Below are 13647 nucleotides of genomic sequence, written 5' to 3' on the forward strand. Positions count from 1 at the left end.
TCGGGATGTGACCACTCGGCGTGAGAGGTGGTCCGCGTCTCGCGCAGGAAGCGGGACGCGGGTCGGGGTCAGTCGTCCTGCCGGGTCGACCCGTTGGCGTCGTAGCGACCCCCGGCGGCGGGATTGCCGATGTGCTCGTGGGGCGTCGCGGCCTCGCCCTTGAGGTGCAGGCGCGAGTGGGTCCGCGAGTACGCGAAGTAGATCAGGAAGCCGAGCGCCATCCACACGAGGAACCGCAGCCAGGTGTCAAGCGGCAGGTTGAGCATCAGGTAGAAGGAGACCAGCGCGGCGAGCCAGGGCAGGATCGGCGATCCGGGCACCTGGAAGGAGCGCTCCAGGTCGGGGCGGCTCTTGCGCAGAACCGGGACGGCGACCGACACGAGGACGAAGGCCGACAGGGTGCCGATGTTGACCATCTCCTCGAGCTTGCCGATGGGGGTCAGCGAGGCGACGAGGGCGACGAGCAGGCCGATGATGATGGTGATGCGGACCGGGGTGCCGGTGCGGTGGTTGGTGCGGCCCAGCCAGCGGGGGAGCAGCCAGTCGCGGGACATCGCGAAGACCACGCGCGTGCCACCGATCATCAGCGTCATGACGACGGTGAACAGACCGGCGACGGCGCCGGCGGAGATGAGCGTCGACGCCCACCCCTGACCGACGCTCTCGAACGCCGAGGCCAGCGCTGCCTTGGGGTTGATCTGGTCGTAGTGCACCATGCCGGTGATCACGAGCGAGACGGCCACGTAGAGGATCGTGCAGATGATCAGCGAGGCGATGATGCCGATCGGCAGGTCCTTCTGCGGGTTGCGGGCCTCCTCGGCCGTCGTCGCGACCACGTCGAAGCCGATGTAGGCGAAGAACACGAGCGAGGCGCCGGCGAGGATGCCACCCCAGCCGTAGGTCGTCGGGTTGAGGCCGAAGATCAGCTGCACGAGGGGCTGGTGCATGACGCCGGCCTCGGCGGCCTGCGGGGCGATCGCCTCCGGGATGAACGGCGAGTAGTTCTCCGGCTTGATGAAGCGGATGCCGGCGATGATCACGAACAGCACGATGAACAGCTTGATCGCGACGAAGACGAGGTTGACCCGCATCGACTCCTTGATGCCGTAGGCGATCAGGGCCGTGATGACGGCGACGAGGAGGAAGGCCGGCAGGTCGAAGCGCGAGCCGGGGGCCACGGAGGCGGGGAACGTGAGGCCGAGGTGGCCGAGGAGCACGACGAAGTACTGCGACCAGCCCTGGGCGACGACGGCGGCGCCCAGCATCATCTCCAGGAGCAGGTCCCAGCCGATGATCCAGGCGACGAGCTCACCGAGCGTCGCGTAGGAGAAGGTGTAGGCCGACCCGGACACGGGGACGGTCGAGGCGAACTCGGCGTAGCAGAGGGCGGCGAGCCCGCAGGAGAAGGCCGCGATCACGAAGGAGATGACGATGGCGGGGCCGGCGTACTGCGCGGCGGCGCGTCCGGTGAGGGTGAAGATGCCGGCTCCGATGATGACGCCGATGCCGAAGACCGTGAGGTCGACCGCCGTCAGGTTCTTCTTGAGCTGGTACTCCTCCTCGACGGTCTCGGCGATGGACGCCTCGATCGACTTCGTGCGGAACAGGCTCATCCGGTCAACTCCTCGTAGGTGTGGGCGTGGCACGTCTGGTGGGCCGTGAATAACATTGCGCGCCATAGCGTGCACCCGCACGAAGGCCGCTGGGAAGGGAACCAGGGTGGACCGTGACCGGATCGTGCCGCGTCCTGTCCGCATACTGGGAAGTACGTCAGCGCCGCAGGTCGAGCCCGTATTGCAATGCCTTCGCAACAGGGAAATGATGACGGCATGCACATCCCCGACGGGTTCCTGGACGCCCCCACCTCCATCGGCACCGGCCTGCTGGCGGTGGGCGCCACGGCGCTGGCCCTGCGCCAGGCCCGGCGCGAGCTCGGCGAGACCGGGCCCGTGCTGGCGGGCCTCGTCGCGTGCTTCATCTTCGCCGTGCAGATGGTCAACTTCCCGGTCGGGGCGGGCACGAGCGGTCACCTCCTCGGCGGAGCGCTCGCCGCGGTCCTCGTCGGCCCATGGACGGGCGTGCTCGTCATGACGACGGTGCTGCTCGTGCAGGGCCTCGTCTTTGCCGACGGTGGCCTGACGGCCCTCGGCGCCAACATCACCGACATGGGGATCGTCGGGGTGCTGGTCGGCTACCTCGTCGCCCGGGGGGTCCTCGCGGTGCTGCCCCGCCGGCCCGCGTCGGTCGTGCCGGCCGCGGCCCTCGGTGGTCTGGTCTCCGTGCCGGCCGCGGCGCTCGCCTTCACCGCGATGTATGCCGTGGGCGGGGCGGCCCCCATCCCGCTCGGGTCCCTCGCCGCCGCCATGATCGGGTGGCACCTCGTCATCGGCATCGGCGAGGCCGTCATCACCGCGGCCGTCGTGTCCGCCGTCGTGGCGTCGCGCCCCGACCTGGTGCACGTCGCCCGCCACCTCGTGCCGGACCTGGAGCTGGTGGACGCGGACGGCCGTCGCACGACGGTGCGGGCGGATGCACCCGCGGGTCGCCGCCGGGCGCGCGTCACCCCGCGGTTCGCCGGGGGGCTGCTCGCCACGTCCCTGCTGGTCGGCGGCGGGCTGAGCCTGCTCGCCAGCAACCACCCCGACGGTCTGGAGTACGTCGGCGAGCGCCTCGGCTTCGGCTCCACCGCGGTCGACTCGGCGGCAGCCTCATCGCCGCTGGCGGACTACTCCCTCGCGTGGCTGGGCGACGGGGCGGGAGCCGCGGTCGCCGCCGGCATCATCGGCGTCCTGCTGACCCTGGCGCTCGGTATCCTGCTGTCGTCCCTGGCGCATCGTGGCGGAGCACCCGAGGAGGGCGACGACGACCGCAGCCCGGTCGGTGCGGGCGCCACCCGCCGCGATGGCTGACCTCGCTCCGGCGCCGCCGCTCCACGGTCACGAGCACGGTGGCGGGGCCCCCGAGGAGGGGCTCGTCATACCTCGCGACAGCGTCGTCCACCACCTCCCGCCGCAGGTCAAGCTGGTCTGCCTGCTCGCCTTCATGATCGTCGTGGTCGCCGCGCCGACCGGTGCCTGGGGCCTGCTGGGGCTCGACGTGCTGCTGCTCGTCGCGGTGGTGCTGGCGGCCCGGCTGCCGTGGGCGCACGTGCTGCGGCGGCTCGCGGTCGAGGCGCCGTTCGTGGTGTTCGCGGTCGTGACGCCGTTCGTCGCGACCGGCCCACGCGTCGAGGTGCTGGGCCTGTCGGTGTCGCAGCCGGGCCTCGTGGCGGCGGGCACGATGCTCGCCAAGGCCACGCTGGGCGTGCTCGCCGCTGTTGTCCTCGCGTCGAGCACGGCTCCCCGCGAGCTCGTGGCGGGTCTCGAGCGGCTGCGGCTGCCGGCGGCGTTCGTCGCCATCCTGACCTTCATGGTCCGCTACCTCGGCGTCATCACCGCCGACCTGCACCGCATGCGGGTGGCGCGGGAGTCCCGGGGCTACCGCGGTGGACGGGCGGGGCACCTCGCCGCCGTCGCGGGCGGGGCGGGGGCGTTGTTCGTGCGGTCCTACGAGCGGGGGGAGCGCGTGCACCAGGCGATGCTCGCGCGGGGCTACACCGGGCGGCTGCCCGCGGCCTCGTCGTCTCGACCCGCGTCGCTGGCCGAGTGGCTGACGGGCGCGTCCCTGCCGCTCGCCGCCGCCGTACTCTTGGCCGGATGGCACCTGCTCCCGTGACCCCACCCCCGGCGCCCGCGCCATACCCGGCACCTGCTGCGCCGCCGGCGCTCGACGTCCAGCGGCTGGCGTTCGCCTACCCGGACGGTCGCCAGGTGCTCTACGGCGTGGACCTGCAGGTCGCGGCGGGCGAGCGCGTCGCCGTCCTCGGCCCCAACGGCGCCGGCAAGACCACGCTCCTGCTGCACCTCAACGGCATCCTCGGCTCCGTCAGCGGCGGCACGGGCACGGGCAGCGTCGCCGTGGCCGGGATCCCGCTGCGCCGCGACACCCTCGGCGACGTGCGGCGGCGCGTCGGCATCGTCTTCCAGGACCCCGACGACCAGCTGTTCATGCCCACGGTCGGCGATGACGTGGCCTTCGGTCCGCACAACCTCGGCCTGCGCGGTGCGGCCCTCGACGAGCGGGTCCGCCGATCCCTGGACCTGGTCGGGATGGGGGACGTCATCGACCGCCCGCCCCACCACCTGTCCTTCGGGCAGCGCCGTCGCGTGGCCGTCGCGACCGTCCTCGCCATGGAGCCGGACGTGCTCGTGCTGGACGAGCCGTCGTCCAACCTGGACCCCGCGAGCCGCCGCGAGCTCGCGGACATCCTCACGTCCCTGGACGTGGCGATCCTCATGGTCACCCACGACCTGCCCTATGCCCTGCAGCTGTGCTCCCGGTCGGTGCTGCTCGACGAGGGCCGCATCGTGGCGGACGGCCGCACCCGAGACCTGCTCGCCGACGACACCCTCATGCGGGCCCACCGCCTCGAGCTGCCCTACGGCTTCGACCCGTTGTCGGTGCCGGGCGCCTGAGGAGGCCCCCCGCAATCGCTCGTGACGCCCCCGAAGAGCCACGAGCCCCCTGATCTCACGCGGGAGGCCTCCGGCGTCGACGGTATCAACGAGGGGTGGGCTCGACCCAGACGCGTTTCACCACTCGGCACAGTCCCGCACGCAGGGTGGTGAACAGTTGCTCACCGCGACGCTCGCGTCGGCTCCGGCAGTCGCGACCGGGGGTCGGTGGTCGTCCGGGCCAGGCATGGCCATACAGTGATGCCACCCACGTCGGAAGGCTCCACCCATGCAGATCGGTGTCCCTCTCGAGACGCTCCCCGGCGAGACCCGCGTCGCCGCCACGCCCACCAGCGTCGTGCAGCTCGTCACGCTCGGCTACGACGTCGTCGTCGAGTCCGGCGCCGGCGCCGCGGCCAGCCTGCCCGACGAGGCGTATGCCGAGGCCGGCGCCACCGTCGTCGACCGCGAGGGGGCCTGGGCCGCCGACATGGTCTACAAGGTCAACCCGCCGAGCGACGACGAGATCCAGCAGCTGCGGGAGGGCGCGACCCTCGTCAGCCTGGTGCAGCCGGCGCTGCGGCCCGAGCTGGTCGAACGCCTCGCGGCCCACCGCCTGACGGTCCTCGCCACCGACGCCGTGCCCCGCATCTCGCGGGCGCAGTCGCTGGACGTCCTGAGCTCGATGGCCAACATCGCGGGCTATCGCGCGGTGGTGGAGGCCGCCCACGAGTTCGGCCGGTTCTTCACCGGGCAGGTCACGGCGGCCGGCAAGGTCCCACCGGCCACCGTCATGGTCGCCGGTGCCGGGGTCGCCGGCCTCGCCGCCATCGGCACGGCCAACGCGCTCGGCGCCGTGGTCAAGGCCACCGACGCCCGCCCCGAGGTCGCCGAGCAGGTCGAGTCGATGGGCGCGCAGTTCCTCGCCGTCGACGTCGAGCAGCAGGTCTCCACCGACGGCTACGCGCACGGCACGACCTCGGCCTACGACGAGGCCGCCGCTCGGATGTATGCCGAGAACGTCCCCCAGAGCGACATCGTCATCACCACCGCCCTCATCCCGGGCCGGCCCGCGCCCCGGCTGATCACCGCCTCGATGGTCGCCGCCATGCGCCCCGGCTCCGTCATCGTCGACATGGCCGCGGCCACCGGCGGCAACGTCGAGGGCAGCGTCCCCGACCAGCGCGTCGTCACCGACAACGGCGTCGTCATCCTCGGCTACACCGACCTGCCCGCCCGCCTCCCCGGCCAGGCCTCGCAGCTCTACTCCACCAACCTCGTCAACCTCACCACGCTCATCACCCCCGGCAAGGACGGGCAGGTCGTCCTCGACATGGAGGACGTCGTGCAGCGCGGCATGACCGTCGTGCTCCAGGGCGAGACGCTCTGGCCCCCACCACCGATCCAGGTCTCGGCGGCGCCCCCACCCGCCGCTGCCGCTGGAGGCGCGACGGTCGCCGGGGCCGGGTCCGGGGTGACCGACGCCGAGCCGGTGACGGGCCATCGCGGCGGGCGGTCGGCATACGGCCGGGGTCTGCTGCTCCCGCTCGGGGTCGTGGCCTTCCTGCTGCTGGCCGCGTTCTCGCCGCCCGCGTTCCTCGGCCACTTCATGGTGTTCATGCTGGCCTGCGTGGTCGGCTACTACGTCATCGGCAACGTCCACCACGCCCTGCACACCCCGCTGATGTCGGTCACCAACGCCATCAGCGGCATCATCATCGTCGGCGCGCTCGCCCAGCTCGGGCGCGGTCATCTCGCCGTCGACGTCCTCGCGTTCGCCGCCGTCCTCGTCGCCAGCATCAACATCTTCGGCGGCTTCACGGTGACCCAGCGCATGCTCGCGATGTTCCGGAAGGGCTGACCCGCCGATGACCGCCGCCCTGTCCTACGCCGCGCAGATCGTCGCCGGCCTGCTGTTCATCCTCGCCCTCGCGGGCCTGTCCAAGCACGAGTCGGCCCGCCGCGGCAATGCCTTCGGCATCCTCGGTATGGCGCTGGCCCTCGTCGCCACGATCGGCCTCGTCATCTCGCTCAACGGGCTCGACGCGCTGCTCATGCTGCTCGTCGCCATGCTGATCGGTGGCGCCATCGGCGTGCACCGCGCGCAGCGCGTCGAGATGACCGGCATGCCCGAGCTCATCGCGCTGCTGCACAGCTTCGTGGGGCTGGCGGCCGTGCTCGTCGGCTTCAACTCGTGGATCCCGACGTCGGGGCGCCCGGGGCACCTCGACGCGCTCGAGCGCATCCACAACGGCGAGGTCTTCCTCGGGATCTTCATCGGCGCGGTGACGCTCACCGGGTCGATCGTGGCCTTCCTCAAGCTGTCGGCCAAGATGAAGTCCGCGCCGCTGATGCTGCCGCACCACAACCTGGTCAACCTGGCTGCGCTCGTGGTGTCGCTCGGGCTGATGGTGTGGTTCGTGCCGACCGGCCACGCCGTCCCGCTCGTGCTGATGACGGTGATCGCGCTCGCGCTGGGGTGGCACCTGGTCGCCTCGATCGGCGGTGGCGACATGCCGGTGGTCGTGTCGATGCTCAACAGCTACAGCGGATGGGCTGCTGCCGCAGCGGGATTCATGCTCAGCAATGACCTGCTGATCATCACGGGTGCGCTCGTGGGCTCGTCCGGTGCCTACCTGTCCTACATCATGTGCCGCGCCATGAACCGGTCGTTCGTGTCGGTCATCGCCGGCGGCTTCGGCTCGGACGGCGCGGTGACGGGGGAGGAGCGTGACTACGGCGAGCACCGCGAGACGAGCGCCGACGAGGTGGCCTCGCTGCTGGTCGAGGCCCGCTCGGTCGTGATCACGCCCGGCTACGGCATGGCGGTCGCGCAGGCGCAGTACGGCGTCGCCGACCTCGCCGCGCGGCTGCGCGAGCGCGGGGTGCAGGTGCGGTTCGGCATCCACCCGGTCGCCGGACGCCTCCCCGGGCACATGAACGTCCTGCTCGCCGAGGCCAAGGTCCCCTACGACATCGTGCTCGAGATGGACGAGATCAACGAGGACCTGGCGACCACCGACGTGGTGCTCGTGATCGGCGCCAACGACACGGTCAACCCCGCCGCCCTCGACGACCCGTCCAGCCCCATCGCCGGGATGCCGGTGCTCGAGGTGTGGCACGCGCACGACGTGATCGTGTTCAAGCGATCCATGTCGACGGGCTATGCCGGCGTCCAGAACCCCCTGTTCTTCAAGGACAACACCCGCATGCTGTTCGGCGACGCCAAGGAGCGCGTCGACGACATCCTGAAGGCCCTCTGACCTCACGCCCAGCGAGATCGGTGCAGCTTCCTGGTCAGATCTGACACCAGACCTGCACCGGTCTCGTGAGCGCGCGCCTGCCGTCGTCCACAGGTTCGTGGAGCGGGCTCGGCATTCCGCGTCCCCGTCCACAGGCTCACGCCATGGAACCGGCTCGGCCACGGCGGACCCGCATCCTGCTGCCATGCCCCCGAGATGCGACGTCCCCGCCGAGATCCTCGCGCGCGCTGCGGACCGTTCCGGTGTCGTCTCCCGACGTGAGCTCCTGGCGGCGGGCCTGACCCCCACGGTCGTGGCACGCATGACGCGAGCCTGGCGACGTCTCCTCCCGGGGGTCTACTGCCTGGACCTCAGGCCCGAGGCGCCGGAGGACAGCATCTCGTTCGCCCAGCGGGCCCAGGCGGGCGTGGTGCTCGCCGGTGGTGGCGCGGTGGTCGGGGGCATGGCGGCGGCCTGTCTGCTGGGGCTGGTGGACGACCCACCCGCCGTCATCGACATCGTCCTGCCTCGACGGCGGCGGCCGGCTCCACAGCCCGGCTATCGGTTCGTGCGGGTGCGACCCGGGGTGCACGCGACCCCACTCCCGCGTGACCTGCCCACGCTGAGGATCGAGGACGTGGTGCTCGACCTCGCGGCCACAGCACCCCGGGACAGAGCGATCGGTCTCGTGGCCACGGCCTGCCAACGGCGCCTGACGCATCCTTGCCGCCTCGCCGATCGTCTCGCCGCGCGGACCCGGCACCCTCGACGCGCGCTCCTGCAGGGGCTCCTGGCGGACGTGGCGTCTGGGTCGACAAGCTACCTCGAGGTCGGATATCTGCGACGGGTGGAGCGAGCCCACCGTCTGCCCGCGTCAGTTCGTCAGGTCGTCGTGCCTGCGACCGGGCACCGCAGCGACGGTGCCTATCCGGACTCGCGAGTGCTGCTCGAGCTCGACGGCACGGCCTTCCACTCAGGGGCCCAGCGCCTGAGGGATGCCGAGCTGGACGCCGCCCATCTCGTCGAGGGGTGGACGACGATCCGGATCACCTATCCGATGGTGTTCGACCAGGCGTGCGCGACCGCTCGACGCGTGATGGCCGTGCACCGTGCTCGCGGCGGCCAGGGTGCGCTTGGGCGGTGCCCCGAGTGTCCTCCTGCGGGACCGGTGCAGGTTGCTGGTCAGATCTGACACCGGACCTGCACCGATGAGGGCAGGACGAGGTGGTGTGGGTCAGGAGAGGGTGTCGTCGCCGCTGCGGTAGATGCTGGTACCGCTGTCGGGGCCGCGCTCCGGCTCGTTGTCGTAGCGCTTGGCGAACCGCTCCCAGCTGCTCAGCAGCTCACGGGCCTCGGCGTCCTGCGAGACGCGGGCGTCGACGATGGGCAGATCGGCGGTGACGTGACCGTCGCGGGGCGCCCTGCCACCAGCAGTGCGGCCACCAGCGCCACGCCCGCCCTCACGACCGCGTTCGGCGTCACGCCCCGCAGCACGGGCCCGGTCACGCTCGGCGTCGCGGTCCTGCTGCCAGTCCTCGTCCCACCGGTCGCGGTCGCGGCGGGTCGGAGGCGCCACGCGCTGCATCCGCATCGGCCCGGGCTCGACCTGGACGACCCCGCGATAGGGGTCGTCGTCGTGCTCGTCGGGCCAGGCGTGGGCCTCGTCGACGTCGTCGTCGACCGCGGTCACGCGCTCGCGGTCCTCGACGGCGAAGATCTCGGCGCACAGCGCGCGGTAGTTGTGGTCGGGGTTGGGCACGAACCGGATCTCCGACAGCGCCTGCTGCTGACCGGCCGACTCCATGACGAAGGTCCCCCAGCCGAAGATCCGCCCCATGATCGTGCGGTGGTAGGACATGTCGGTGACCTTGGTGAGGGGCATCATCGCGACCTTGCGCACGATGAAGCCGTAGGTCAGCATCAGGCGCTTGTTGGTCGCCACCACCCACTGCTGACGCCACTCGAAGACCATCCACACGGCGCGTGCCACGGCGGCGAACCACACCCACCACAGGACGTTGACGACGCCCCCGAGCCCGGCCGACACGTTGGCGTCGACCAGGATCACGAGCACCAGGATGGCGATGGCGGTCAGGACGGGCTCGGCCACCACGACGGGGTGCTGGTGGATGGCCACGACCAGCTGCTCACCGTCGAGGACGTAGCGCCTGCGCACCGACGGCGGCAGGTGCGGCTCCTCGGACGCGTCCATCGTCAGGCCCTGGGGTCAGCTGTTGATCAGCACGTCGAAGAAGCGGCCGAGCGACTGGACGGCCTGAACGAGGATGTCCCACACGGTGCGCACGATGTCGGCGGCACGGTCGGGGGAGACGATGATCGCGTAGATCAGGAAGGCGACGAGCAGCCACAGAAAGATCTTCTTGACCTTGGGGTTCACGGTGCGTGGCTCCTTGCTGAGGGGTGGCGCGGGGGCACGGATCAGCGTCCAGTGAAGCAGCGGGCACCCGTGCGGGGCAGGGCGGCTCGCCGCGACGCGCGGTTGAGGTTGGATAACGGGGCGGCCACGGCGCGATCACGGCGGCGCCGTGGGCCGGGGCCGCCGGCATACGGCTGGGTCAGACCACGCCGTAGAGGCGGTCGCCTGCGTCGCCGAGCCCGGGGACGATGTAGCCCTGCTCGTTGAGGTGGTCGTCGATCGCGCCGACGACGAGGGTGACCGGGATGCCGATGTCCTTGACCGCCTCGCGGACCGTCTCGATGCCCTCGGGCGCGGCGATCAGGCAGACGGCGGTGATGTCGTCGGCGCCGAGGTCGCGCAGGAACTCGAAGGCCATGATCAGCGTGTGGCCGGTCGCGAGCATCGGGTCGATGACGTAGACCTGGCGGCCGTGCAGGGAGTCGGGCAGGCGGTTGGCGTAGGCGCTGACCTCGAGCGTCTCCTCGTCGCGCACCATGCCGAGGAAGCCGACCTCGGCGCTCGGCAGCAGCCGCACCATGCCCTCGAGCATGCCGAGCCCGGCGCGCAGGATGGGGACGATGACCGGCTTGGGGTTGGCGAGCTTGATGCCGGTCGTGGGCCCGACGGGCGTCTCGAGGTCGATCGGCTCGGTGCGGACCTCGCGCGTCGCCTCGTAGGCCAGCAGCGTCACGAGCTCCTCGGCCAGCCGCCGGAAGGTCGGGCTGTCCGTGCGCCGGTCGCGCAGGTAGGTGAGCTTGTGGTTGATGAGCGGGTGGTCGGCCACGTGAACCTGCATGGGGGAAACTTATCCCGTGACCGACCCCAGCGCCCCACCGGCGGCCCGCAGCGAGCCGGACGACGGCTTCGCGGTCGACCCGCGCTGGGCCGGGTGGATGGGCGAGGCGCTCGAGCTCGCGGCCGGTTGCGGCGAGGACGTGCCCGTCGGGGCCTGCCTGTATGACGAGAGCGGCGCCCTGGTCGGTCGCGGCCGCAACGAGCGCGAGCGACGGCACGACCCGACCGCCCACGCGGAGGTGGAGGCGTTGCGCGAAGCCGCCGCCACGCGGGGCTCCTGGCGCCTGGACGGCTGCACCCTCGTGGTGACGCTCGAGCCCTGCGTCATGTGCGCCGGTGCGATCGCGGCGAGCCGGGTCTCGCGGGTGGTCATGGGGGCCTGGGACGCCAAGGCCGGGGCGGTCGGATCGGTGTGGGACCTGCTGCGCGACCCCCGTGTCCTGCACCAGGTCGAGGTGGTGGGCGGCGTGCGCGAGCAGGAGTGTTCACGCGTACTTTCCGATTTCTTCGCGCGGCGCCGCTCCGTGTAAAGTCTCCGGCGGTGGCGTGTCCGAGCGGCCGAAGGAGTACGCCTCGAAAGCGTATGAGGGTTTACGCCCTCCGTGGGTTCAAATCCCACCGCCACCGCCAACGGTCCTCCAGCAGGACCTGACGAAGCCCCCGCCGACCACATGGTCGGCGGGGGCCTCGTCGTCGTGCGCGTGGATGCGGTCGTCAGCCGGCCTCGGGGAAGGACTCGGTGTCGACGTCCGCCGCCGCACCGGCGCCGTAGCGCGGGCCGTGGACGGTGCGCTCGTTCATCAGCGCCGACGCCCGCTCGAGGACGTCCGCGGGCAGCGACACGGTCGCGGCGCCCAGGTCCTCCTCGAGGTGCTCGATGCTGCGCGTCCCCGGGATCGCGACGACGTGCTCGCCACGGGACAGGACCCAGGCCAGCGCCAGCTGGGCGAGCGTCACCCCGGCCTCCTGCGCCAGCGCGTCGAGCTCGCGCACGATGGCCAGGTTGGCGGCATAGGCGTCGCCCTGGAAGCGCGGCATCGAGACCCGGAGGTCCTGCTGCGGCAGCGACGCGACGTCCGGCGGGGTCGACGTGAGGATGCCGCGGCCGAGCGGGCTGAACGCCACGAGCGTGATGCCGAGCTCGGCGCAGACGTCCAGGGCCCCGAGCTCGGGGTTGCGGGTCCACAGGCTGTACTCGTTCTGCACGGCGGCGATCGGGTGCACCGCGTGGGCGCGCCGGATCGTCGCCGCGGACACCTCGGACAGGCCGATCGCGCGGATCTTGCCCTCGTCGACCAGCTCGGCCATGGCCCCGACGCTCTCCTCGACCGGCACGCCGGGATCGACGCGGTGCAGGTAGTAGAGGTCGATGACGTCCGTGCGCAGGCTGGTCAGCGCCTCGTCGCAGGTGCGGCGGATCGTGGCAGGGCTGCCGTCGATGACGCGCTTGCCGTCGACGCCCGTCATACCGCACTTGCTGGCGAGGGTGAGCTCGTCGCGACGCGACCCGAGGGTGGACCCGACGAGTCGCTCGTTGGCGCCGAAGCCGTAGAGCGCCGCGGTGTCCAGGTGGTCGACGCCGAGGTCGAGGGCGGCGCGCAGGACCGCGGCGCCCTGCTCCTCGTCCGGGATGGGGTGGTAGACGTGGCTGAGGTTCATGCAGCCCAGGCCGACGGGGGCGACCTCGAAGGGCCCGAGCCGGCGTCGGGCAGCGTCCGCGAGCGCCATCAGGACTGGGCCTCGAGCTGCTTCTCCAGGCCGTCCAGCACGCGGTAGCAGTCGATGACCGACGCGATCGAGGCGTTGGGCTCGCGGCCCTCGCGGATCGCCGCGACGAACTCGCGGTCCTGCAGCTCGATGCCGTCCATGGAGACGTCGACGTCGCTGACGTCGATCTCCTCCTCCTTGCCGGTCACGAGGTCGTCGTAGCGCGCGATGTAGGTGCCGGTGTCGCCGATGTAGCGGAAGAAGGTCCCGAGGGGGCCGTCGTTGTTGAACGACAGGGACAGGGTGCAGATCGCGCCGTTCTCGGCCCGCAGCTGGATCGACATGTCCATCGCGATGCCGAGCTCGGGGTGCATCGGGCCCTGGACGGCGTTGGCCTGCACGATGGGGCTACCGGTCTGGTAGGCGAACAGGTCCACCGTGTGGGCCGCGTGGTGCCACAGGAGGTGATCGGTCCAGCTGCGCGGCTGGCCGAGGGCGTTGAGGTTCTTGCGACGGAAGAAGAACGTCTGGACGTCCATCTGCTGTATGGCGAAGTCGCCCGCCGTGATCGCGTTGTGGACCCACTGGTGGCTGGGGTTGAACCGACGCGTGTGGCCCACCATGCCGACCAGGCCGCTCGCGCGCTGGGCCTCGAGGCACTCCTCGGCGTCGGCCAGGGAGTCGGCGAGCGGGATCTCGACCATGACGTGCTTGCCGGCGCGCAGGCACTCCAGCGTCTGCGAGGCGTGGAGCGGGGTCGGCGTCGCGAGGATGACGGCGTCGACGTCGTCGCGCTGCAGGGACTCCTCGAGGCTGCCGACGGCGGTGCCGACGCCGTGCTCGTCCGCGAACGCCTGAGCGGACTCGAGGCTGGCGCTGATGATCGTGGTCACCTCGACCCCCTCGATGCGCTTGAGGGCGTTGACGTGCTTCGCGCCGAAGGCGCCGCCCCCCGCGAGGGCGATCCGGACGGTGTCGGTGGTAGCCATGG

13 protein-coding genes and 1 tRNA gene are annotated in these 13647 nt (G+C 71.5%); 8 read left to right on the plus strand and 6 right to left on the minus strand.

Annotation, left to right across the window (positions count from 1 at the left end; genetic code table 11):
- Nucleotides 1–68 precede the first annotated feature (68 nt).
- Nucleotides 69–1613, minus strand: a complete 1545-nt coding sequence (locus B4K29_RS14575) for an amino acid permease (protein ID WP_286958309.1) — start codon at nucleotides 1611–1613, stop codon at nucleotides 69–71.
- A 216-nt stretch (nucleotides 1614–1829) separates the two neighbouring features.
- Between B4K29_RS14575 and B4K29_RS14580 the strand changes: the two genes are divergently transcribed.
- The 6 genes from B4K29_RS14580 (at nucleotide 1830) to B4K29_RS14605 (ending at nucleotide 8927) form a co-directional block, all read left to right on the plus strand.
- Nucleotides 1830–2909, plus strand: a complete 1080-nt coding sequence (locus B4K29_RS14580; RefSeq protein ID WP_286967910.1) for an energy-coupling factor ABC transporter permease — start codon at nucleotides 1830–1832, stop codon at nucleotides 2907–2909.
- Nucleotides 2902–3714 carry a cobalt ECF transporter T component CbiQ gene (cbiQ, locus tag B4K29_RS14585; protein ID WP_286967912.1) on the plus strand — a complete coding sequence of 271 codons (813 nt, stop codon included), beginning with the start codon at nucleotides 2902–2904 and terminating at the stop codon, nucleotides 3712–3714. Before B4K29_RS14580 ends, cbiQ begins: the two co-directional genes overlap by 8 nt.
- Nucleotides 3696–4514 (plus strand): energy-coupling factor ABC transporter ATP-binding protein, encoded by an 819-nt coding sequence (locus B4K29_RS14590; RefSeq protein ID WP_239261491.1) that lies wholly within the window; start codon nucleotides 3696–3698, stop codon nucleotides 4512–4514. The genes cbiQ and B4K29_RS14590 overlap by 19 nt, the downstream gene beginning before the upstream one ends.
- Before the next feature lie 268 nt (nucleotides 4515–4782).
- Entirely contained in the window at nucleotides 4783–6354 is a 1572-nt protein-coding gene (locus tag B4K29_RS14595; protein WP_286961511.1) for a Re/Si-specific NAD(P)(+) transhydrogenase subunit alpha, read from the plus strand.
- Nucleotides 6355–6361: 7 nt separating this feature from the next.
- Nucleotides 6362–7756 carry a Re/Si-specific NAD(P)(+) transhydrogenase subunit beta gene (pntB, locus tag B4K29_RS14600; protein ID WP_286958304.1) on the plus strand — a complete coding sequence of 465 codons (1395 nt, stop codon included), beginning with the start codon at nucleotides 6362–6364 and terminating at the stop codon, nucleotides 7754–7756.
- A gap of 184 nt (nucleotides 7757–7940) precedes the next feature.
- Nucleotides 7941–8927 (plus strand): type IV toxin-antitoxin system AbiEi family antitoxin domain-containing protein, encoded by a 987-nt coding sequence (locus B4K29_RS14605; protein WP_029212837.1) that lies wholly within the window; start codon nucleotides 7941–7943, stop codon nucleotides 8925–8927.
- Between the two features lie 42 nt (nucleotides 8928–8969).
- Here the strand turns inward: B4K29_RS14605 and B4K29_RS14610 are convergent, their stop codons facing one another.
- The 3 genes from B4K29_RS14610 to upp all read right to left on the minus strand — a co-directional run bounded on the left by B4K29_RS14610 (nucleotide 8970) and on the right by upp (nucleotide 10950).
- On the minus strand, nucleotides 8970–9947 hold the full coding sequence (locus B4K29_RS14610) for a PH domain-containing protein (protein ID WP_286967914.1): 978 nt from the start codon (nucleotides 9945–9947) through the stop codon (nucleotides 8970–8972).
- A gap of 15 nt (nucleotides 9948–9962) precedes the next feature.
- Nucleotides 9963–10133, minus strand: coding sequence for a hypothetical protein (locus tag B4K29_RS14615; RefSeq protein ID WP_019285214.1), 171 nt, complete (start codon nucleotides 10131–10133; stop codon nucleotides 9963–9965).
- 178 nt (nucleotides 10134–10311) lie between these two features.
- Nucleotides 10312–10950, minus strand: a complete 639-nt coding sequence (gene upp / locus B4K29_RS14620) for a uracil phosphoribosyltransferase (RefSeq protein ID WP_029212835.1) — start codon at nucleotides 10948–10950, stop codon at nucleotides 10312–10314.
- Between the two features lie 16 nt (nucleotides 10951–10966).
- Here upp and tadA point away from each other — a divergent pair, with 16 nt between their 5' ends.
- Together tadA and B4K29_RS14630 are read left to right on the plus strand one after the other, a co-directional pair.
- A complete protein-coding gene (gene tadA, locus B4K29_RS14625) occupies nucleotides 10967–11479 on the plus strand; it encodes a tRNA adenosine(34) deaminase TadA (RefSeq protein ID WP_029212834.1) in 513 nt (170 codons plus the stop codon).
- Nucleotides 11480–11489: 10 nt separating this feature from the next.
- Nucleotides 11490–11579: transfer RNA gene (locus B4K29_RS14630), tRNA-Ser, on the plus strand.
- 84 nt (nucleotides 11580–11663) lie between these two features.
- Here the strand turns inward: B4K29_RS14630 and B4K29_RS14635 are convergent.
- Both B4K29_RS14635 and B4K29_RS14640 read right to left on the minus strand, forming a co-directional pair.
- Nucleotides 11664–12677: an aldo/keto reductase gene (locus B4K29_RS14635; RefSeq protein ID WP_019285211.1), complete on the minus strand. Its 1014-nt coding sequence runs from the start codon at nucleotides 12675–12677 to the stop codon at nucleotides 11664–11666.
- The gene (locus B4K29_RS14640) at nucleotides 12677–13645 is read right to left on the minus strand and encodes a Gfo/Idh/MocA family oxidoreductase (RefSeq protein WP_029211717.1); all 969 of its coding nucleotides are present in this window, start codon (nucleotides 13643–13645) and stop codon (nucleotides 12677–12679) included. Before B4K29_RS14640 ends, B4K29_RS14635 begins: the two co-directional genes overlap by 1 nt.
- Between the last annotated feature and the right edge of the window lie 2 nt (nucleotides 13646–13647).

It is taken from the genome of Arsenicicoccus sp. UBA6765, assembly GCF_002453335.1.
GTDB lineage: Bacteria > Actinomycetota > Actinomycetes > Actinomycetales > Dermatophilaceae > Arsenicicoccus > Arsenicicoccus bolidensis.